This is a genomic window from Bradyrhizobium sp., from assembly GCF_004799445.1.
Taxonomy (GTDB): Bacteria; Pseudomonadota; Alphaproteobacteria; order Rhizobiales; family Xanthobacteraceae; genus Bradyrhizobium.
Window position 1 is genome coordinate 161213 of sequence record NZ_SSNA01000059.1, and the last position, 21262, is coordinate 182474.

At 63.3% G+C, this 21262-nt stretch carries 22 protein-coding genes and 1 tRNA gene; 8 read left to right on the forward strand and 15 right to left on the reverse strand.

Annotated elements, in window-relative coordinates; all coding sequences use genetic code 11:
• Positions 1-75: 75 nt before the first annotated feature.
• The 3 genes from E8A46_RS08140 to E8A46_RS08150 all read left to right on the forward strand — a co-directional run bounded on the left by E8A46_RS08140 (position 76) and on the right by E8A46_RS08150 (position 2947).
• Positions 76-954 carry a F0F1 ATP synthase subunit gamma gene (locus E8A46_RS08140; protein WP_291559275.1) on the forward strand — a complete coding sequence of 293 codons (879 nt, stop codon included), beginning with the start codon at positions 76-78 and terminating at the stop codon, positions 952-954.
• 58 nt (positions 955-1012) lie between these two features.
• Positions 1013-2443 carry a F0F1 ATP synthase subunit beta gene (gene atpD / locus E8A46_RS08145; protein ID WP_291559276.1) on the forward strand — a complete coding sequence of 477 codons (1431 nt, stop codon included), beginning with the start codon at positions 1013-1015 and terminating at the stop codon, positions 2441-2443.
• A 96-nt stretch (positions 2444-2539) separates the two neighbouring features.
• Positions 2540-2947: a F0F1 ATP synthase subunit epsilon gene (locus E8A46_RS08150; RefSeq protein WP_291559277.1), complete on the forward strand. Its 408-nt coding sequence runs from the start codon at positions 2540-2542 to the stop codon at positions 2945-2947.
• Between the two features lie 163 nt (positions 2948-3110).
• Here E8A46_RS08150 and E8A46_RS08155 read toward each other — a convergent pair whose 3' ends face one another.
• The 12 genes from E8A46_RS08155 to E8A46_RS08210 form a co-directional block, all read right to left on the reverse strand.
• Positions 3111-3611, reverse strand: a complete 501-nt coding sequence (locus E8A46_RS08155; RefSeq protein WP_291559278.1) for an RNA pyrophosphohydrolase — start codon at positions 3609-3611, stop codon at positions 3111-3113.
• An 82-nt stretch (positions 3612-3693) separates the two neighbouring features.
• On the reverse strand, positions 3694-4197 hold the full coding sequence (locus E8A46_RS08160; protein WP_291559279.1) for an RNA pyrophosphohydrolase: 504 nt from the start codon (positions 4195-4197) through the stop codon (positions 3694-3696).
• A 43-nt stretch (positions 4198-4240) separates the two neighbouring features.
• Entirely contained in the window at positions 4241-5443 is a 1203-nt protein-coding gene (locus E8A46_RS08165) for a divergent polysaccharide deacetylase family protein (RefSeq protein ID WP_291559280.1), read from the reverse strand.
• Positions 5444-5724: 281 nt separating this feature from the next.
• Positions 5725-7080 carry a S41 family peptidase gene (locus tag E8A46_RS08170; protein WP_291559281.1) on the reverse strand — a complete coding sequence of 452 codons (1356 nt, stop codon included), beginning with the start codon at positions 7078-7080 and terminating at the stop codon, positions 5725-5727.
• The gene (locus E8A46_RS08175; RefSeq protein WP_291559282.1) at positions 7077-8348 is read right to left on the reverse strand and encodes a peptidoglycan DD-metalloendopeptidase family protein; all 1272 of its coding nucleotides are present in this window, start codon (positions 8346-8348) and stop codon (positions 7077-7079) included. Before E8A46_RS08175 ends, E8A46_RS08170 begins: the two co-directional genes overlap by 4 nt.
• A 151-nt stretch (positions 8349-8499) precedes the next feature.
• A complete protein-coding gene (gene rlmH / locus E8A46_RS08180) occupies positions 8500-8982 on the reverse strand; it encodes a 23S rRNA (pseudouridine(1915)-N(3))-methyltransferase RlmH (RefSeq protein ID WP_291559283.1) in 483 nt (160 codons plus the stop codon).
• A 165-nt stretch (positions 8983-9147) separates the two neighbouring features.
• Complete coding sequence (rsfS, locus tag E8A46_RS08185) at positions 9148-9504, reverse strand: ribosome silencing factor (RefSeq protein ID WP_291559284.1); 357 nt, start codon at positions 9502-9504, stop codon at positions 9148-9150.
• Between the two features lie 218 nt (positions 9505-9722).
• Entirely contained in the window at positions 9723-10364 is a 642-nt protein-coding gene (locus E8A46_RS08190) for a nicotinate-nucleotide adenylyltransferase (protein ID WP_291559285.1), read from the reverse strand.
• Between the two features lie 114 nt (positions 10365-10478).
• Entirely contained in the window at positions 10479-11771 is a 1293-nt protein-coding gene (locus tag E8A46_RS08195; RefSeq protein WP_291559286.1) for a glutamate-5-semialdehyde dehydrogenase, read from the reverse strand.
• A 115-nt stretch (positions 11772-11886) separates the two neighbouring features.
• Complete coding sequence (proB, locus tag E8A46_RS08200) at positions 11887-13029, reverse strand: glutamate 5-kinase (RefSeq protein WP_291559287.1); 1143 nt, start codon at positions 13027-13029, stop codon at positions 11887-11889.
• A 167-nt stretch (positions 13030-13196) separates the two neighbouring features.
• Positions 13197-14246: a GTPase ObgE gene (obgE, locus tag E8A46_RS08205; protein ID WP_291559288.1), complete on the reverse strand. Its 1050-nt coding sequence runs from the start codon at positions 14244-14246 to the stop codon at positions 13197-13199.
• A 173-nt stretch (positions 14247-14419) separates the two neighbouring features.
• Positions 14420-14905, reverse strand: a complete 486-nt coding sequence (locus tag E8A46_RS08210) for a MaoC family dehydratase (protein ID WP_291559289.1) — start codon at positions 14903-14905, stop codon at positions 14420-14422.
• Between the two features lie 97 nt (positions 14906-15002).
• On the opposite strand from E8A46_RS08210, the gene E8A46_RS08215 reads away from it, so the two are divergent.
• Positions 15003-15923 carry a DMT family transporter gene (locus E8A46_RS08215; protein ID WP_291559290.1) on the forward strand — a complete coding sequence of 307 codons (921 nt, stop codon included), beginning with the start codon at positions 15003-15005 and terminating at the stop codon, positions 15921-15923.
• Between the two features lie 132 nt (positions 15924-16055).
• Here E8A46_RS08215 and E8A46_RS08220 read toward each other — a convergent pair whose 3' ends face one another.
• The 3 genes from E8A46_RS08220 to rplU all read right to left on the reverse strand — a co-directional run bounded on the left by E8A46_RS08220 (position 16056) and on the right by rplU (position 17709).
• On the reverse strand, positions 16056-16652 hold the full coding sequence (locus E8A46_RS08220) for a GNAT family N-acetyltransferase (RefSeq protein ID WP_291559313.1): 597 nt from the start codon (positions 16650-16652) through the stop codon (positions 16056-16058).
• A 157-nt stretch (positions 16653-16809) separates the two neighbouring features.
• Positions 16810-17082: a 50S ribosomal protein L27 gene (gene rpmA / locus E8A46_RS08225; protein WP_291559291.1), complete on the reverse strand. Its 273-nt coding sequence runs from the start codon at positions 17080-17082 to the stop codon at positions 16810-16812.
• An 84-nt stretch (positions 17083-17166) separates the two neighbouring features.
• A complete protein-coding gene (gene rplU, locus E8A46_RS08230; RefSeq protein ID WP_291559293.1) occupies positions 17167-17709 on the reverse strand; it encodes a 50S ribosomal protein L21 in 543 nt (180 codons plus the stop codon).
• A gap of 329 nt (positions 17710-18038) precedes the next feature.
• Between rplU and E8A46_RS08235 the strand changes: the two genes are divergently transcribed.
• From E8A46_RS08235 to E8A46_RS08250, 4 genes are all read left to right on the forward strand, one after another.
• The gene (locus tag E8A46_RS08235; RefSeq protein ID WP_291559294.1) at positions 18039-19154 is read left to right on the forward strand and encodes an ROK family protein; all 1116 of its coding nucleotides are present in this window, start codon (positions 18039-18041) and stop codon (positions 19152-19154) included.
• Positions 19155-19258: 104 nt separating this feature from the next.
• Positions 19259-19882, forward strand: a complete 624-nt coding sequence (gene yfcF, locus E8A46_RS08240) for a glutathione transferase (RefSeq protein WP_291559295.1) — start codon at positions 19259-19261, stop codon at positions 19880-19882.
• Positions 19883-20229: 347 nt separating this feature from the next.
• Positions 20230-20319 (forward strand) — tRNA-Ser (locus tag E8A46_RS08245).
• A gap of 85 nt (positions 20320-20404) precedes the next feature.
• The coding region (locus tag E8A46_RS08250) for a DUF6538 domain-containing protein (RefSeq protein ID WP_363251328.1) at positions 20405-21262 on the forward strand (858 nt) is incomplete at its 3' end.

Sequence of the window (21262 nt, forward strand, 5' to 3'; positions counted from 1 at the left end):
GGCGCAAACGCCGGGCCTGATGAAAGAGGGGCTTGCGGTCGGATCGAGGATCGGATCGCCGGGGTGAACTAAAGAATGGCTTCACTGAAAGACATGCGGGTCCGCATCGCCTCCACCAAGGCGACGCAGAAGATCACCAAGGCGATGCAGATGGTCGCAGCCTCGAAGCTGCGCCGCGCGCAGACCGCCGCCGAGGCGGCGCGTCCCTATGCCGAAAAAATGGACGCGGTGATCTCCAACATCGCGACCGCCGCCGCCGGCGCGCCCGGCGCGCCGATGCTGCTGGCCGGTACCGGCAAGGATCAGGTGCATCTGCTCCTGGTCTGCACCGGCGAACGCGGCCTGTCCGGCGCGTTCAATTCGTCGATCGTGCGGCTTGCCCGTGAGCGGGCGTTGGCGCTGATCAGCCAGGGCAAGGAAGTCAAATTCTTCTGCGTCGGCCGCAAGGGCTACGAGCAGCTGCGCCGCACGTTCGAAAGGCAGATCGTCGAACACCTCGATCTGCGCTCGGTGCGCCAACTCGGTTTCGTCAACGCCGAGGATATCGCCAGGAAAGTCATCGCGCGGTTCGTGGCCGGCGAATTCGACGTCTGCACGCTGTTCTATTCGCGCTTCAAGTCGGTCATCGCCCAGATCCCGACCGCGCAGCAGATCATTCCGCTTGTCGTGGAAACGCCGGCGGCGAACGCCGGTCCGTCGACGTCTTATGAATATGAGCCGGAAGAAGACGAGATCCTGGCCGGCCTGTTGCCGCGCAATCTCGCGGTGCAGATTTTCCGCGCGCTGCTAGAAAACAACGCCTCGTTCTACGGCGCCCAGATGAGCGCGATGGACAACGCCACCCGCAACGCCGGCGACATGATCCGCAAGCAGACCCTGATCTACAATCGCACCCGTCAGGCCCAGATCACCAAGGAGCTGATCGAAATCATCTCCGGCGCCGAGGCAATGTAACGGCGCCAACGCGATCAAACTGACGGACGCTTAGATAGAATTCGAAGGAGAGAGTTTCATGGCTACACCCGCCAACCAGACCGGACGCATCACGCAAGTCATCGGCGCCGTCGTCGACGTGCAGTTCGAAGGCCATCTGCCGGCGATTCTGAATGCCATTGAGACCACCAACAATGGCAGCCGTCTGGTGCTCGAAGTCGCCCAGCATCTCGGCGAATCCACGGTGCGCACCATCGCCATGGACACCACCGAAGGGCTGGTCCGCGGCGGCGAGGTTACCGACACCGGCAATCCGATCATGGTGCCGGTCGGTGCCGGAACGCTCGGTCGCATCATCAACGTGATCGGCGAGCCGGTCGATGAACAGGGCCCGGTCAAGGCCGAAAGCATGCGCGCGATCCACCAGGAAGCGCCGAGCTACACCGACCAGTCCACCGAAGCCGAGATTCTGGTCACCGGCATCAAGGTCGTCGACCTGCTGGCGCCTTACGCCAAGGGCGGCAAGATCGGCCTGTTCGGCGGCGCCGGCGTCGGCAAGACCGTGCTGATTCAGGAGCTGATCAACAACGTCGCGCGCGCCCACGGCGGCTATTCGGTGTTCGCCGGCGTCGGCGAGCGGACCCGCGAAGGCAACGACCTCTATCACGAGTTCATCGAATCCGGCGTCAACAAGAAGGGCGGTGGCGAAGGCTCCAAATGCGCACTGGTGTACGGCCAGATGAACGAGCCGCCGGGCGCCCGCGCGCGCGTCGGCCTCACCGGTCTGACCGTCGCCGAGCATTTCCGCGACCAGGGCCAGGACGTGCTGTTCTTCGTCGACAACATCTTCCGCTTCACCCAGGCGGGCTCGGAAGTGTCGGCGCTGCTCGGCCGCATTCCGAGCGCCGTGGGCTATCAGCCGACGCTCGCCACCGACATGGGCGCGCTGCAGGAGCGCATCACCACCACGCACAAGGGTTCGATCACCTCGGTGCAGGCGATCTACGTGCCGGCCGACGACTTGACCGACCCGGCGCCCGCCACCTCGTTCGCGCATCTTGACGCCACCACGGTGTTGAACCGCGCGATTTCGGAAAAGGGCATTTACCCCGCCGTGGATCCGCTCGACTCGACCTCACGCATGCTGTCGGCGAGCATCGTCGGCCAGGAGCATTACGAGACCGCGCGCATGGTTCAGCAGGTGCTGCAGAAATACAAGTCGCTGCAGGATATCATCGCCATTCTCGGCATGGACGAACTGTCGGAAGATGACAAGATCGCGGTCGCCCGCGCCCGCAAGATCGAGCGCTTCCTGTCGCAACCGTTCTTCGTCGCCGAGGTCTTCACGGGATCGCCGGGCAAGTTCGTCGACCTCGCCGACACCATCAAGGGTTTCCGCGCCATCTGCGAAGGCAAGTACGATCATCTGCCGGAGGCGGCTTTCTACATGGTCGGCACCATCGAAGAGGCGGTCGAAAAGGGCAAGAAGCTCGCCGCCGAAGCGGCCTAAGAGGGCGAATAGCGAAGAGGGAGTGGCGAATAGTTAAAAGCCGTTCCCTTGCTTCACTACTCGCCATTCGCCACTCGCCATTCGCAGGACTACACCATGGCCACCTTCCACTTCGATCTCGTCTCCCCCGAAAAGCTCGCCTTCTCCGGAGACGTCGATCAGGTTGATGTTCCCGGCGTCGAGGGTGATTTCGGCGTGCTGGCTGGGCATGCCCCGGTCGTGGCCGCGATTCGACCGGGTATTCTGACCGTCACCAGCGGCGGCACGAAGCAGAAGATCATCGTGCTCGGCGGTCTTGCGGAAGTCTCCGACAAGGGTCTGACGGTATTGGCCGATGTCGCCACCTCGCTGGAGGATCTGGATCGGGCGCTGTTCGCCGACACCATCGCCGACATGCAGGCCAAGCTTTCGGAAAAGGAAGGCTCCGAGCTCGACCGCGAGATCGAGCGGCTCGATCATTTCAAGAGCATCCAGAGCCAACTCAACTCGACGGCGCTGCACTAGAGCCTTTTCCGTTTCGATTGAATCGAAACAGGGGGCTCTAGATTCTTGATTTGACGCGTTTTCTTGACGCGAACCGGTCCCCACTTCGCTTGAAAACGTTTTAGGGCCGCTGCCGCAGCAGGTCCGCGTTCGGTTGCACCGGGCTGGCGGCATTCTGCGCCGGCTATCCGGCGAACGCCGCAAAGCTCCGCGCCACCGCCCGATACACATCGCGCCGGAACGGCACCACGAGATCGGCGACAAGGTCGAGCCGCTCCCATCGCCATTGGTCGAACTCCGGCGGCTGACCATTGCGCGATGTCAGCGGATCGATTTCGGCGTCGGTGCCGGTGAAGCGCAGCGCGAACCATTTTTGCCGCTGGCCGCGAAATATCGCGAGCCGGTGCGATGCGGGGCCGGCGAACGGCGGAAACTCGTAATGGAGCCAATCGGTTTCACCGAGATAATCGGCGTACGCCACGCCGGTCTCTTCCCAAAGCTCGCGCATCACGGCATCGCGCGGATTCTCGCCGACGTCGATGCCACCCTGCGGCATCTGCCACTCCAGGCCCGGCAGAATGATTTCGGGCCCGTCGTCCCGGAATCGGCGTCCGATCAGCACCCGACCGGAGGTGTTGAACAGGGCGATGCCCACATTGGGGCGATAGGGTCTGCTGTCTGACATCAAGTAAGTCTGGAGCTTGTTGCGGCTGGATCGTCGCTCCGGGCTTGCTCGTTGCACGAGCGCCCGGGGGGACGTCACCAGACTAACTGCCTGCGAGCCTGGAGAATTCCTTGACCACGCGCTCGTAGACCGGGCGCTTGAAGGGAACAATCAGGTCGGGGAGATTCTTCATCGGCTCCCATCGCCAACTGATGAACTCCGCCTTGTGGCCACCGCCGGGGCTGGCGACATTGATCTCGCTGTCCTGGCCTGTGAAACGGACCGCGTACCATTTCTGCCGCTGGCCGCGATAGCGGCCCTTCCACGCCCGGCCGGCGACGGTGCGTGGAATGTCATAAATCAACCAGTCGGCAACCTCGCCAAGCTTCTCCACCGAACGGACGCTGGTTTCCTCGTAGAGTTCGCGCTTTGCGGCCTCCCAGGTTTCCTCGCCGGGATCGACGCCGCCTTGCGGCATCTGCCAAACGTGGGATTCGTCGACGTGCTCGATGCCGCCGGCGCGGCGACCGATGAAGACCAGCCCCGCTGCGTTGATCAGCATCATGCCGACGCATGTTCGATAGGGCAGATCTTCGTAACGCGCCATTCGGTCAAAGCCTCCTGCGAAGTCGCACGGTCCTAAAAAAATCTCAGCTCGATTTTGATTTCAGCATCGCGGTTGTCAATGGCACAAGCATGATGCCGCGGTTTTCCAGCGCCTTGGTCCAGACGCTAATGCGCTCAATCGAAATCGGCAATGCCGAGGCGACACCGATCGCTATTCCGCGTTCTTTCGCCAGTGCTTCGAGCCTGCCCAGTGCACGATCGATTTCCGCGGCCGTCGGCACTGCATCGATCGAGGCATCGGCCTTGGCGAAAGGCATGGTCTGGGCGGCCGCCAATGAGGGGGCGACGCTGCGCGGCGCCGAACCGTCGTCGAAATAGCCCAACCCACGCTTGGCGGCCTCGCGGACGATCGGCTGCATCGCGGCATCGGTGACGACAAAGCGCGCGCCCATGAAGTTGGCAATACCGGCGTAACCCTGGAACCGGCTGAGGTGCCAGTAAAGCCGGTCGAGATTCTGTTCGGGCGCAAGCGTCGTCAGCAGGGTTTGCGGCCCCGGATCGTTGTCGGGATAATCGAACGGCTCCATCGGAATCTGCAGCAGAATCTCGTGGCGTTGCGCGCGCGCCCGTTCGGCCAGTTTGGTAGGGTCCGAGCCGTAGGGCGTGAACGCCAGCGTCACCGCGGCGGGCAGCTTCATGATGGCATCGGTGGTCTTGGCGGCGCCGACGCCAAGTCCACCAACGACGATCGCGACCACGGGCATCTTTGCCGCTTTGGCCCGGTCGGCCTCGGCGGCGTACACCGTGAAGGGCTTTGATCCGTCCGCTACCACCGGGATCATGCCGTAGCGTGATTTTTCAAGCAGGCGCGGATCTATCCCGGCCATCATGGCGGGGGCACCGTCGGCCGCGGCCTTGTCCGGAGCCTCGCCGGATATCGCGACGTCGTGGCGCGCGCCGCTGGAGCCGTCGATGATGGTGACCGTCTTTTGCTCGGACGGCGCGGCTTGCTTGGCCGCGGATTTCGCGCCGGCCTCCGAACCGCTCGCGGGGGCGGCGGCCAGCTTTTCTTCGGCCGGGTTAGGCGGCCGAATCGCAATTCGGGTCATGGGTTCGCCGCCCAGCGGATCGTCATGGAACAGCGCGAAGCCGGCGAAGGCAGCCAGAAACAGACCGAGCAGGACGGCGAGTGCCTGGATTCCGGTAAACGGCAGCCGGAACCGGCGCCTGCGGCGCACCGGTTCCTGTCCAAGCGGAGCGCTCAGATCATCGGCCGTCTCTGCCATGGAACTCCCCGAATCAACCGGGCCGACGATACCACGGCGAGACAAGACCGCGGCAGCTGAGGCAGTTTGGCCCCGCGCAAAGCTACGCACCTGAGGCCGCAGGGGCCCGATTCGCTCCCGCAGCGGCCCTGATCGGTTCCGACGGCAGCCGAGCCGCGGCCTAATCTTTTGTTTTAACGGGTTTTCTTCACACCGAGCGCAGCTGGCTTCGCTCCAGGGACGCTCAAACAAAAAGGGCGACCCGAAGGCCGCCCTCTTTAGAGAACGCAAGTGGAGCCGGATCAGTTGGCTTCCTTGTTGGAAGGCTTGTCGATCGCAGCCTTGTCGCCGGTTGCAGGCGCGCTGGCGTTGACCTTCACGCCTCGAAGCAGGTCGTCCGCCATCTTCAGGGCCTTGTCGTCCTTGGCGTCCGGCGGCACATAGGATTGCGAACCGGTCTTCTCGTCGCCGTCGTTTTTCAGATGGCCGCGCAGCGAGGCTTCACCCTTGGTGTCGGTGCGCGATTTCAACTCTTCCGGCACGTCCTGCAACACCTCGATGTCGGGAACGATACCCTTGGCCTGGATCGATTTGCCGGACGGCGTGTAATAGCGCGCGGTGGTGAGCCGCAGCGCGCCATTGCCCGAACCGAGCGGGATGATGGTCTGCACCGAGCCCTTGCCGAACGAGCGGGTGCCGACCAGGGTGGCCCGCTTGTGGTCCTGCAGCGCGCCGGCGACGATTTCGGACGCCGATGCCGAGCCGCCGTTGATGAGAACGATCACTGGCTTGCCCTTGGTCAGATCGCCGGGATGCGCGGAGCGGCGCTGGGTTTCCTCGGCGTTGCGCCCGCGGGTCGAGACGATCTCGCCGCGCTCGAGGAAGGCATCGGAAACCGTTACCGCTTCTTCCAGAAGGCCGCCGGGATTGTTGCGCAGGTCGATGACGAAGCCTTTCAGCTTGTCGCCAATCTGGTTGGTGAGACTGTTGACCTCCCGCTTGAGGCCTTCGGTGGTCTGCTCGTTGAAGGTGGTGATGCGGATATAGCCGATATCGTCGCCTTCCACATGGGCGCGCACCGAGCGAACACGGATATTGTCGCGGACCAGCGTGACCTCGATCGGGTTGTCCTGTCCCTTGCGAATGATCTTCAGGCGAATCTTGGTATTGACGGGGCCGCGCATCTTTTCGACGGCCTGATTGAGGGTGAGGCCCTGCACGGCTTCGTCGTCGAGATTGGTGATGATGTCGTTGGCCATGATGCCGGCCTTGGATGCCGGCGTGTCGTCGATCGGCGACACCACCTTGACCAGTCCATCTTCCATGGTGACTTCAATGCCGAGCCCGCCGAACTCGCCGCGGGTCTGCACCTGCATGTCGCGGAAGCTCTTGGCGTCCATGTAACTGGAATGCGGATCGAGGCCGCTCAGCATGCCGCTGATGGCGGATTCGACCAGCTTGCTGTCGTCAGGCTTCTCGACGTAATCGCTGCGGACCCGCTCGAACACGTCGCCGAACAGATTGAGCTGGCGATACGTGTCGGAGGTCGCGGCACGCGCGCTCGACCCCATCATCACCGAGCGTGGCTGGGTCACGAAGAGCGTCAACGCGGCGCCCGTGGCAGCGCTGAGGAGAATTACAGAAGTCTTGCGCATCATCCGCGAACCTTTTCGCCTTCACTTGCGGCCCACCATGGGCCTGGATCAATGGGAGTGCCGTCCTTACGGAACTCGATATAGAGCACGGGCTGGCTCGCGTTGGTCGCGAGGATTGAAGCGACCTGGGACGTCGTCCCCATGGTCGCGACCGGCTCCCCCGTAAGTACAAACTGACCGATGTTAACCGAAATGCGCTCCATCCCGGCAATCAAGACATGATACCCGCCACCGGCGTTGAGGATCAAGAGTTGTCCGTAGCTGCGGAAGGGACCTGCGTAAACAACCCAGCCATCACACGGGGTTGTGACCTGCGCCCCGGCCCTGGTTGCCAAGGAAATGCCTTTTTCGACGCCACCCGAGCCGTTGGAACCGCCAAATTCGCGGATTTTGACGCCGTTAACCGGCAACGCGAATAAACCCTTGGCGGAGGCAAATGCAATCGCCGGGCTCAACCGGGCGGGGTCCTTCAGCGCCCCCACATTGGGCTTGCCGTTGAGGGTGGCGGGGGCCCCCTGCAGGCTGGCGGTCGCAGCCGCTTTCGCGGCGCTCTTGAGGTCCTGCTCCATTTTGGCGATCAGGCCCTGGAGGCTGTCGACCTGCCTGGACAGCGCAACGGCGCGTGCGCCTTCCGCTTCGATGTCCTTTTCGATCGTGCTCTGCTTTCGCTGGCGCTCGTCCACGAGGGCGGCGAGCCGAATCTGGTCGTCTCCGAGTTTGTCGCGGTCAGCCGCAAGCCGGTCGCGCTCCGAGGCAATGGTTTTGCGAAGCGCAACCAGTTCGGTGAGGTCACCGGCCAGCTGTTCGGCGCGCGCGCGCAATTCGGGCACGACGGACCCGAGCAGCATGGCCGTGCGAAGCGATTGCAGCGCGTCTTCCGGCCTCACCAGCAAGGCCGGGGGCGCACGCCGTCCGGCGCGCTGTAAGGCCGCCAGCACCTCGACAATTTCGGCGTGGCGCGAATCGAGCGAGCCTCTGATCTGTTGCTCGCGCGTGTCGAGCGGACGCAACCGCGCTTCGGCGTCGCCGATCCTGGTCTCGATACCGCGGACCTGGGCAGCGATTCCGATCAGCTGCGCATTAAGCTTGCTGCGGTCCTGACCGATCGCCGCGACATCGGCCCTGAGCTTCTGTTGCAGTTCGGCTGCGCTTTTTTGCTGGGCGCGGGCCGCTTCGAGTTCCTGCTCCCGCTGCTTGATGGCATCGGGCGAAGAGGTTGTCGTCTGCGGGGTCGATTCTGCGACCTGTGCGGCCGCGGGCAAAAGGCTCATTCCGGCAAAGCCGGCTGATAACAGCGCGACCGAAAGCGAAACGCGGGCCGAGGTCGGAGAGCCGCCGCGAACGGTGTCTGGGTAGGAAGGGATGTTCCGCGCTGACAGCATCGAGTCCAAATCAGTGCTTTCGGTAGTGGCATTGCGCGCTTCAGGCGCGGTGATAGGGATGACCCGCCAGGATGGTCGCGGCCCGGTAAACCTGTTCCAGAAGCATGACGCGAACCATCTGGTGCGGCCAGGTCGCGGAGCCGAATGCCATCCTCAACTTTGCCATGCGCCGCAATTCGGGCGAAAGTCCGTCCGCGCCACCGATCAGGAAAATAGTATTGGCGACCTGATCATCCCGCCAGCGGCCAAGATGCCGGGCAAAGGAGCCGCTGTCGATATTGTCGCCGTGCTCGTCGAGCGCCACCAGCACGGATTTCGCGGGGGTCGCGGCCGACATCGCCGCGGCCTCATCGGCCATCCGGGAGGCGGCGTCGCGCGCGCGGCTTTCCGGTATTTCATGAACCTCAAGGCCGCGAAATCCGAGTTTGCGGCCGATGTCGTCGAAACGTTCCCGGTAGCGTTCAGCCAGTTCCCGCTCCGGGCCCTGCTTTAGCCGCCCGATGGCAATGACGACGAGGCGCATGGGTGCATGTTCCGGAAAAACATGCCGCCGGATCTGGTCCGGGGGGCCGAATCCGTTTGCCGCATAAAATTCTCTAAATCAATCAATTGCACGCATTGCTCCGCGCAAAAGCGGAAATCCGCTTTTGCGGCATGCGCGTGCGCCCGACCGATTCACCTCGGCGGGTTAGATCGCCTTTGCCGCCGTCGGGCCTTGTGTCCACAATCGCTCCAGATTGTAGAACTCACGCACCTCGGGTCTGAAGATGTGCACGATCACGTCGCCGCAATCGATCAGCACCCAATCGCAATTGGGCAAGCCCTCGATGTGGATGTTTTTGATTCCGGCTTCCTTGAGAGCTTTGGCGACGTTTTCCGCGATCGCGCCGACGTGCCGGGTGGCCCGGCCCGAGGTGACGATCATGTAGTCGGAAAATGCCGATTTGCCGCGAAGGTCGATGGTGACCGTTTCTTCCGCCTTCATATCGTCGAGGCGGGAGAGGATCAGATTCAGGGTCTTGTCGGCGTCGGGTTGCGCCTTCAAGGCCGCAGCTTGGGTCGATGTTTTACGCGCGGGTTTAGCTGCCTTGGGTAAAACAGACTTGGACAATACAGATGTGGCCAGGGACCATTCCTTTCACTGTATCGCGAACGCCGAATCCTTTGGGCGCCCGCAGACCATACTATGCATGTGGGGTTAACGGTTTCAATATCTAGTACCCCGTTTCGGAAGTTAGGTATTCTTGTAGCGCCGCCGCCCGGTCACTTTGTCCTCCAGCTGCCATCCAGGTTCCGCAGGCCGGTCGAGGACAGGCTCAATTTCATTCCGGTAAGGAAAACCCAGGCCGGCGCATGCTGGTCGGCGAGCCGGCCGGCCTGATTTTCGGGCAGTCGGTAGCGCGCTAGTGCCTGCGCCGCAGGCGAAGCGAGAGCGCGGAAACTTTGCGGCGGACGGTCGACCACAGCGATCGGAACCTCGGATGCGATGCGCCGCCAGTCTTGCCAGCGGTGGAATTGCGCAAGATTGTCAGCGCCCATGATCCAGACAAAGCGCAGGCCGGAAGCGCGGCGGCGCAGATATCTCACAGTATCGAACGTATACCGCGTTCCGATGACGGATTCGAGACAGCTGACGTCGATGCGCGGATCGCTGGCCATTCGGCGCGCGGCCTCGGCGCGCTCGTTGAGATCGTGCAACGCGCCCTCATCCTTGAGCGGATTGCCTGGCGTCACCAGCCACCACACGCGGTCGAGCTTCAATCGCTTGATCGCGAACAGGCTGATGGCGCGGTGCGCGACATGCGGTGGATTGAAGGAACCGCCGAGCAGGCCGATGCGCATGCCGTTGGAATAGAGCGGGATGGCTGAAGCAGCGGATTGCGGCGCGACTGAAGTTTTATTCAACGGCGCCACCGCATGCGCGATACTCTGTTGTTTTACGCGTTCTCTTCACGCGAACCAATTCCCGCCCACCGACCAGGTCCAAGGGCATGCTTCGCGCGAAAACGCCATGGCCGCTCACGGCCGGGTCTGCCCGGTGCCGTGCACGCGGTATTTGAAGCTGGTCAGTTGTTCCGCGCCGACCGGGCCGCGGGCATGGAATTTGCCGGTGGCGATGCCGATTTCGGCGCCGAAGCCGAATTCGCCACCGTCGGCGAACTGGGTCGACGCGTTGTGCAGCACGATCGCCGAATCGACCTCGTCGAGAAATTTGCGGGCGGTCGCTTCGTCCTCGGTCACGATCGCATCGGTGTGATGCGAGCCGTGATTGTGAATATGGGCGATCGCTTCGTCGACGCCGTCGACGACTTTCGCGGCGATGATCGCGTCCTCGTATTCGGTGTCCCAGTCTTCGTCGGCAGCCGGCTTGACCCGGGGGTCAGTTCGTTGCACGGCGTCGTCGCCGCGCACCTCGCAGCCGGCGTCGATCAGCATTTCGACCAGCGGCTTGAGGCTGGTCGATGCACCGCTGCGATCGACCAGCAGGGTTTCGGCCGCGCCGCAGACGCCGGGGCGGCGCATCTTGGCGTTCAGGACGATCGATTTCGCCATATCCAGGTTGGCGGCACGATCGACGTAAACGTGGTTGACGCCTTCCAGATGCGCGAACACCGGCACGCGCGCTTCCGCCTCGACACGCGCGACCAGGCTCTTGCCGCCGCGTGGCACGATCACGTCGATGGCGCCGTTCAGCCCGGTCAGCAACAGGCCGACCGCGGCGCGGTCACGGGTCGGCACCAGGGTGATGGCTTGCTCCGGAAGACCGGCTTCGCGCAATCCCTGCACCAGGCAGTCATGGATCGCGCGGCAGGACCGGAAACTGTCCGAGCCGCCGCGCAAGATGACGGCGTTGCCGGATTTCAGGCACAGTACGCCGGCATCGGCCGCGACGTTGGGGCGGCTTTCGAAGATCACGGCGACGACGCCAAGCGGGACGCGAACGCGCTCGATGGTCATGCCGTTGGGACGCTGCCAGCTCTCGGTCACGACGCCGACGGGATCCGTGATCGCGCGCACGGTGGCGACACCCTCGGCCATCGCATCGATGCGGCCTTGCGTCAGCGTCAGCCGGTCGATGAAGGCCGCACTGGCGCCACCGGCGCGAGCTTCCGCGACGTCCTCGGCATTGGCGGCGAGAATGGCGGTGGCATGGCTGCGGATGGCGCGCTCGATCGCGTCCAGCGCGCGGTTCTTCTGCTCGGGGGTGGCGAGCGCCAGCACCCGCGCGGCGGCGCGCGCGCGGGCGGCGAGATCGGTCATCAGGTCAGGCAAATCGGCGTTTGCCTCGATCGCCTTCAGCGGCGCGCTCATGTCGGTTCCAGCCTCGGGTTAAGGCCATGTCCTAGCATGGAAATCCTTGTTTTGCGATGGGCGGCGGAGGCAGTGCTGGGGAGCGGAGGCCGGCCTTGGCCGCTAGGCCAATGGCCTAGTGCGCCGAAAATGCCGCGCTCGGGCCCACCACCAGATCGTCGCGGTGGATCATTTCGGCGCGGCCGGAGATGCCGAGGATGGCCATCACATCCGGCGACGAGCGGCCCTTGATCTTGTCGGCATCGTCGGCGTCGTAGGCGACGAGGCCGCGGCCGACCTCATGGGTGTCGGGGCCGCGCACCACCACGGCATCGCCGCGGGCGAATTGCCCGTCGACCCGGATCACGCCGGCCGGCAACAGGCTCTTGCCGGCGCGCAGCGCGCTCACCGCGCCGGCATCGATGGTCAGGGTACCCTTGGGTTCGAGGGAGCCCGCGATCCATCGCTTGCGCGCGGTCACCGGATTGGCCGGCGTCAGGAACCAGGTGCAGCGCCCGCCCTTGGCGATGGCTTGCAGCGGATGCTCGATCTTGCCCGACGCAATCAGCATATGCGTGCCGGCCGTGGTCGCGATCTTCGCCGCCTCGATCTTGGTCCGCATGCCGCCGCGCGACAGTTCGGATTCCGCCGCCCCCGCCATCGCCTCGATTTCCGCGGTGACGGACTTCACGACCGGAATCAGTTTTGCGTTCGGATTGGCGCCGGGAGGCGCATCGTAGAGGCCGTCGATATCCGACAGCAGGATCAGGAGATCGGCGCTCGCCATGGTGGCGACGCGGGCGGCGAGCCGGTCGTTGTCGCCATAGCGGATTTCATTGGTGGCCACCGTGTCGTTCTCGTTGATCACCGGCACCGCGCGCCACTCCAGGAGCTTGGCGATGGTCGAGCGCGCATTGAGATAGCGGCGGCGCTCCTCGGTATCCTGCAGGGTCACCAGGATCTGCCCGGCGCCGATGCCGTGAGCGCCAAGCACCTCCGACCAGATCCGCGCCAGCGCGATCTGTCCCACGGCGGCCGCGCCCTGGCTCTCCTCGAGCTTCAAGGGGCCGCGCGGCAATTTCAGGCGGCTGCGTCCGAGCGCGATCGAGCCGGAGGAGACGATCAGCAGTTCGCGCCCCTCGCCGTGCAGTTTTGCCAGATCGGCGACCAGCGCCGCCAGCCACGCGGTGCGCACTTCGCCGGCCTCGGAATCGACCAGCAGCGACGAGCCGACCTTGACGACGATGCGGCGGAAGTTTTTCAGCGCGGGGTGGGCCATGGATTGCTGTCGAACGATGCGCAGGTTGTGGGAAAGGCGGCGGAGTTTTGCAGTCGGAGGAAACCTGCGCAAGTCAGTCGCGCGGCGCAAGGGCGATCCGACCTCACCCCATGGGACGGGTGAAACCGAGCTGGCGGCAGGCGTCGTTCCAATTCATGCGTCACACGTCAGGTCGTTGCCGGCGCCCACGGTTCGGCCTGCGCTGCGCCCTTGGCCTTGCCCGACACCGGGGCTTCGCCGATCACCTCGGCAAGCCGCCGCAGCGCCTCCTTGACGCCTTCGCCGGTAATGCCCGAGATCAACAGCGGCGTCTTCTTGGCGGCGCGTTTCAGACGATCCTTCTGCTTCTTCAACTCGTCCGGCGTCACCGCGTCGATCTTGTTCAGCGCGACGATCTCGATCTTCTCGGCGAGATCCCCTTCATAGGCATCGAGTTCGGTCCGTACCGTCTTGTAGGCCTTGCCCGCGTGCTCACTGGTCGCATCCACCAGATGCAACAACACGCGGCAGCGCTCGACATGGCCGAGAAAGCGATCGCCCAGGCCGGCGCCCTCATGGGCGCCCTCGATCAGCCCCGGAATATCCGCCAGCACGAATTCGCGGCCATCGGCATTCACGACGCCGAGCTGCGGATGCAGCGTGGTGAACGGATAGTCGGCGATCTTCGGTTTGGCGGCGCTGACCTTGGAGAGAAAGGTCGACTTGCCGGCGTTGGGCAGGCCGACCAGGCCGGCGTCCGCGATCAGTTTCAAACGCAGCCAGATCCAGCGCTCTTCGCCGACCTCGCCGGGATTGGCGTTGCGCGGCGCGCGATTGGTGGAGGATTTGAAATGCGCGTTGCCGAAGCCGCCATTGCCGCCCTCCGCGAGCACGAATTTCTCGCCCAGCGTGGTGAAATCATGGATCAGCGTTGTACGGTCTTCGTCGAAGATCTGCGTGCCGACGGGCACCTTGAGGTGGATCGGCTTGCCGTTGGCGCCATGGCGGTCCTTGCCCATGCCGTTGGTGCCCTTCTGCGCCTTGAAGTGCTGCTGGTAGCGGTAGTCGATCAGGGTGTTCAGTCCATCGACCGCTTCAATGATCACGTCGCCGCCGCGGCCGCCATTGCCGCCGGAGGGGCCGCCGAACTCGATGTATTTCTCGCGGCGAAACGCCACGCAGCCGTTGCCGCCGTCGCCGGAGCGGATATAGACTTTTGCCTCGTCAAGGAATTTCATGGCCCATAGGTAGGGCAGGGCGGTCGAAGCGGCAACCTCTACCTGCAGAAAATATCGCGAAAAGCCAATATTTTCAGGCCTTCTCGGCATTGGGCGCGGATTGGCGCGCAAGCTTGGCCGTTAACCAATCCTCATCGTGAAGGGCGCGCTTCTGATGTACCCGCGAGCGCCCATCACGGCTGGGCCTGCCGCCAGCGAATGAGGAACTTCTGCAGTCCCTCCAGCACCAGTTCGCGGCGCTGGTTGAACACGGTCGAGCGCAAGCCAACCACACCGGTCGTGCGCCTCGGCGTCAGTTCCGTCACTTCCAGCGCGGGGTAGATCGTGTCGTCGGCGAACACCGGCTTTAAGAACCGGCTCGACTGTTCGAGGAAGCCGACCAGCGATTCCTCGACCATGAAGGGAAACAGCCCCGCGCCTGGCGCGGTGTGGATCAGGGTCTGGAAACCGTGGGCCAGCAGGTTCGGCATGCCGCGGGCGCGGCAATATTCGGCATCATAGTGCACGGGGTGGGTGTCGCCGCTCGCGCTCTGAAAGGCCGCGAATACCGCTGACGTCATGGTGCGGCTGGGAATGACGAAGCGCTCGCCGAGCGCAAAATCCTCGAACCAGCGCTGCTGCGGCACCATGCGATGCGTGGCGGGATCGAAACCGGTCATGCCTGATTTCCTGATTGGCCGGTCATCGGTATCGCAGAGGTGGGGTGGCGGCAATCGGCCTTGTCGCGGGCGTCCACGGCCTTAAAACAGCCCCGCCATGACCCTGCTTGAGAGAATCTCGACCCATAACGACGAACGCTCCGCACGGCTGGCCGGCATCGGATTGATGCTGCTGGCGGTCTTCATGTTTTCGTTCGGCGACGCCATCGGCAAATTCATCGTCGCGACCTATTCGGTCGGCCAGCTATTGTGTCTGCGCGCCTGCGCGGCGCTGTTGTTGTTGTCGCCGCTGATCTGGCGCCATCGCGCGGCGTTTGCGTCGATGGAGCGGCCGCGCCTGCAACTGCTGCGGGTCCTGCTCTCGACGCTGGAAGTCGCCGCCTTCTTCCTGGCGACGGTCTATCTGCCGCTGGCCGATGTCATCACCTATTATCTCGCCTGTCCGATCTTCGTCACCGCGCTGTCGGCGATCGTGCTGCGCGAACCGGTCGGCTGGCGGCGCTGGAGCGCGATCATGATTGGCTTCTGCGGCGTGCTGATCGCGCTGCACCCGTCGTCGCAGACCATCTCCTGGCCGGCGATGATCGCGCTCGGCGGCAGCCTGTGCTTTTCGGTCCTGATGTTGATCACGCGGCAGTTGCGCGCGACGCCCGACATCGTGATGGCGACCTCGCAGTTTTTCGGCACCCTCACTTTGGGCGCGCTGATGTCGCCGTTCGGATGGGTTACGCCGAGCGCTGCAAGCCTCGTTCTGTTTGCGGTCGCCGGCTGCATCTCGGTCAGCGCATTATTGTGCGTCAACCGCTCGCTGAAACTCGCGCCGGCCAGCGTCGTCGTGCCCTATCAATATTCGATGATCGTATGGGCGATCATGTTCGGCATCGTCGTGTTCGGCGACCTGCCGTCATGGCCGACGCTGGCGGGCGCTGCCGTCATCATCGGCGCCGGACTTTACATTTTCCTGCGCGAACGGAATCTCGGCCGTCAGGAAACCGCGGTCAGCCCGCCGGGAGCTTGACGGTAATTCCGTCATTGCGAGGAGCGAAAGCGACGAAGCAATCCAGCCCTTTTGTTCGGCCATGGATTGCTTCGCGGAGGCGGTCATCGGGCGCGCATTCGCGCGGCCCGTTGGTTCGCAATGACGGAATCCTCACCGCTCTCTCCGGGTCGAATTGCCCCAGTTCTTCAGCGACGCCCAGACGCCGCGCGAGAGGCGGAAGCAATCGACCGGGGTCGACGATCCCAGCGCCTCGAAGCGATGTAGCTCGACGCCGCTCCACTGGAAGCCGCACTTCTCCAGAATGTTGCGCGAGGACGGGTTGGCGACCCGCGCCCCCGAGATCAGGTGCTCGACATCGAATTCCTCGAAGGTGAAATCGATTACCGCGCGCGCCGCTTCGGTGGCAAAGCCCTGGCCCCAATACTCCACGCCGAGCCAATAACCGAGCTCCGGCGTCTCCGGCTCACGCCAGTCGATGCCGACCATTCCGATCGGTGCATGATTGTTTTCGATCAGGAACACGGTCTCGCGGTTGTCGCTGGCGATTCCGCGCACGAAATCCACCGCATGGTCCTGCGAATAGGGATGCGGCAGTCGGCGGGCATTCTCCGCAATGCGGCGATCATTGGCGAGGCGCGCGATTGCTTTCACGTCCGCGAGCGTCGGCCTGCGCAGCATCAGCCGTTCGGTCTCGAGGACGCAACGGTCGGCCTTGCGCAGTGTCGGGGTCGGGATGTCCTGCAGCATATCGGGCTCCTGGAACTTGGACTCTCGCAGCATTGCGCGCGCTCCGACGGCAAAACGCGCGCAATAAAAAAGGGAGGCCGGTTTCCCGCCTCCCCCTTGGAGCCCTTGGGAGCTCCGCCGGTTCAACAGGACCCGGCGGACTCACTGTGTCCACCGTTTACTCGGCCGCAGCTTCCGTCATCGGAACCACCGACACGAAGGTGCGGCCGTTGGCTTTTGCACGAAACTCGACACGGCCCTCGATCTTGGCGAACAAAGTATGGTCAGTGCCCATGCCGACATTAAGGCCGGGATGCCAGGTGGTGCCGCGCTGACGCGCAATGATGTTGCCGGGAATCACATGCTCGCCGCCATAGGTCTTGATCCCAAGGCGCTTGCCTGCCGAATCACGACCGTTACGCGATGAACCGCCTGCTTTTTTGTGAGCCATGGCTCGTCTCCAGCTTCTATCTAATCTCTAGATCAATTCCTTGACGGAATCATTTCACTTTATGTCACGCTAAACTGAAGCGTTTCACTTTTTCTCGCTCTTGCCCTTCGCGGCCGCCTTCTTGGCCGGGGCCTTTTTTGTTTCAGGCTTTTTAGCATCAGGCTTGGCGCGCGGTTTTGCCGCGGCCTTTTTGGCAACCGCCTTCTTGGGCGCTGCCTTTTTCTTGGCCGCCTTCGGGGCCTCGTCGTCGCCGTCCGAAGGCGCCGCTATCACCGGCTTCTCGCGCTTCGGGCGCGGTCCGATGGTCGGCTTGTTGTCGTTGGTCAGGATCTCGGTGATGCGCAGTACCGTGATCTCGTCGCGATAGCCGCGCTTGCGGCGCGAATTCTTGCGGCGGCGCTTCTTGAACGCGATGACCTTGGGGCCGCGCTTGTGCTGCAGCACTTCGGCAGCCACCGAGGCGCCGGGGACCGTGGGCGCGCCGAGCACCGGGGATTCGCCGCCGACCAGGAGCACTTCGCCAAGCTGCACGATCGTTCCGACATCGCCGGCGATCTTGCCTATCTCGAGCACATCATCCGGAACGACGCGGTATTGCCGGCCGCCGGTTTTGATGACTGCGAACATCGTTTGATTCCTTCGTGTTCGATCCCGGCCTCGGACAAGTCCGGGCCGGCTTTTTCTTCAGTCGTTATGGGTTCAATTTCCGCGCGATCGGGGATAACCCCTTTGAGCCGCGCAAAAATAAACAGCGCGAGAAATATCCCGCGCCGGGTGTCGGACTTATAGCCGCTGGCGGCCTTGAGTCAAGGCAAAGTGGGCCAAATGGAAGCCAAATCTGAGGCATTTGCCCGGTTTTTCCGGCCTTAACCGGCCCTCGGGCCGCGCCGGCCCGGCCATGAAACCAACGGGTTCCCCGTTCGTTGTATCGGAATTCAGGCACCGGCAGGGGTAAAATGGCTGAGGACACCTTGACCACCACCACCGGCATCGGCCGGCACGGCGCCGCCCGCCTGCCATCGGTCGACGTCGACAGCTTCAATATCGAATTGAAAGACGACGACGGCTTCCTCGGCGACCGCGCCAGCAAGGGCGCGTTTCGCAAGATCCTGGACGGCCTGCGCAAGCCGCTGAAGAAAAACGGCGAGGATCCGCTCGGCGACAAATCCGCCGATGCCATCAGCAAGGGTACGCTCGACGAGACCTTGGTGGGCGAGGACGTCGGCGCCGCCGCGCTGGTGCACGGCGCGATCGAGGAATTCGCCGGCGAATTGGCCCATGTGACGTCGCGCTTCCTGAAGACCAAAGCCTGGGCCGATACCGAACGGATCGTGGTCGGCGGCGGTTTTCGGCAGAGCCGGGTCGGCGAGCTCGCAATCGCGCGCACCGACATTCTGCTCAAGGCCGAAGGGTTTAACGTCGATCTGGTGCCGATCCGCTTTGATCCCGACGAAGCCGGCCTGATCGGCTGCCTGCATCTGGCGCCGTCGTGGATTTTTGAGGCCCATGACAGCATCCTCGCGGTCGATATCGGCGGCACCAACATCCGCTGCGGCCTGGTTGAAACCCGCTGGAAGAAGGCGCCGGACCTGTCGAAGGCGTCGGTGTGGAAGTCCGAGCTCTGGCGCCATGCCGACGATGAGCCGACGCGGGAGGGCGCCGTCAAGCGCCTGGTCAAGATGCTGAAGGGGCTGATTGCGGAGGCCGACGCGGAAGACCTGAAGCTCGCGCCATTCATCGGCATCGCCTGTCCCGGCGTGATCAACGACGACGGCTCGATCGCGAAAGGCGCGCAGAACCTGCCGGGCAACTGGGAGAGCAGCAAATTCAATCTGCCGGCGAGCCTGGTCGAGGCGATCCCCGAGATCGGCGGTCACGATACCGCGGTCCTGATGCACAATGATGGTGTGGCGCAGGGCCTTTCCGAAGTGCCGTTCATGCAGGACGTGGAGCGCTGGGGCGTGCTGACCATCGGCACGGGATTGGGCAATGCGCGCTTTTCCAATCGCAGGAAGGACCGGGGCGAGAAGAAAGACAAGGACGACAAGAAAGAGAAGAAGGGCAAGGATTGAAGCGGCCCGGCTAATGGGACGCCCGGCGCAACGCATCTTTCCAGCAAAGCCGTGAAGCGCTAGGAACGGCGGCACCTGTCGCCGATCCGGGATAACGCAATACCATGGCCATGCTTCTTTACGCGGACTCGCAGTTCACCTCGCCTTACGCCATGTCGGTCTTCGTGGCGCTGACGGAGAAGCAGCTTCCGTTTGAAATCAGAACGCTGGACCTCGCGACGGGAGAGAACAGCGCCCCGGATTATGCGAGGACATCCGTCACGCAGCGCGTGCCGACGCTGATTGATGGTGACTTCGCGCTTTCGGAGTCGTCGGCGATCGCCGAGTATCTGAACGACGCCTATCCGGATCCGCCGATATTCCCGACCGATCTGCACTTGCATGCGCGAGCTCGTCAGGTTCAGGCATGGTTGCGCAGCGACCTCATGCCGATCCGCCTGGAACGTCCGACGCCGACCATCTTCTACCGGCCGGTCTCGACGCCGCTTTCTTCAGCCGCGCAAATCGCATCGCGCAAGCTCTGTGCCGGCGCCGCGGAATTGCTCAGCCATGGCGGCGAAAATCTTTTCGGCCAGTGGTCAATCGCCGACGTCGATCTCGCCGTCATGCTCCATCGGCTGATCTTGAACGGCGATCAAGTTCCCCATCGCCTGGCTGTCTATGCAAGCGCGCAATGGCAACGCCCTTCCGTGCAGCACTGGGTTCGGAAAGAGCGCCCCCCGCTTTGAGGTTAACCGCCGCCGGGGAGCCTGCGAAGGCTGGCCGACCTCGGCTCGGGGCATCGGGTAACCTTGAAAGGTTAGGTTAAAACAGGGATCACGTTGCCGCGCCTGAGGGGATCGCTACCGTCATCCCCGTCGCTCAGGCTGGCCAGCGAAGCCGCACTTCCGGCCCGCAATTTCAATGAAGCGACACGGGACCGCCGGTTTTTTTCGCGTCTGGCGGTCCCACTCTTGTCGGGCGGCCGGTTTGCCCCCAAGCGCTGCGAATTTCGCTTCCCGCGCCTTGTCTGGTCGGCCATCCTCGCCTAGAACTCGCCCCGACCTTGGGGCCTGCTTCGCCCCACGATGGCGCCGGAGAGGTGGCAGAGTGGTCGAATGCACCGCACTCGAAATGCGGCATAGGTGCAAGCCTATCGGGGGTTCGAATCCCTCCCTCTCCGCCAGCGACACAAGAAACCAAATAAAATCAATAGGCCATTGATTGTAATAGGCTTTTGCCGCCCGGATTGGTACACACGGGTGGTGCACATGACTCTTTCAATGACTCGTCCCTGGAAACATCCCGACAGCGGTTATTATTGGTTCCGGAAACGCGTTCCGGACGATCTGCGCAACCTCATTGGGAAGCGGGAAGAGCGCTTCAGTTTGGGGACGCGCGACCCGATCGAGGCGAAACGGCTTCATGTCCTGAAGCTGGCGGAAGTCGAGGAGCGTTGGTCAAACTTACGGGCTGGCCAGCGTCCGTTGTCGCCGGACGATATCGCGCGACTCGCTTCGGAAATTGGTGATCAGCTTCGACGCAAGCTTGAGGCGGATCCTTACCAGCCTTTGCGGTGGGATGTCGAAATTGGGGCTAGGCTCTGGACCGCGTCTGACACGCAGGACGTCTACACGGACGTCACACAACCGCTGAGCCTACCCGACCGGAAGCGGCTCGACCAACAAAACATTTGCTACGTGCTTGTCGACGAGGGCCTAAGTGGAAGAGGCGTAGCTGCGCACCCCGAGGATCGTGAACGGCTGGCTCGTGCGGCTTCACTCCAGGTGCAGCGGATTATTCAGAATCACGAAGCCTACTTGCTAGGCAAGCAGGATGTCCGTGCGGGTGGATGGGAGCCTTCGAAACTTTGGGTGCCGGCGACACCGCTGACCTTCGAAGCGGTCATTCAAGGCTGGCTCGTAGAGAAGAAGCCAAACGAAAAGACGGAGTACAGCTGGCGGCGTGTCATGAAAGAGCTCTCGGAGTTCTTGGGCCAGGATGATGCCCGAAGAGTTAGCGCAGACGATCTTGTGAGCTGGAAAGCAGATCTCCTCGCCAAGGGGCGGGCGGCCAAGACCATTCGCGACAGCAAACTGGCTCCGGTACGAGCAATTTTTCAATGGGCG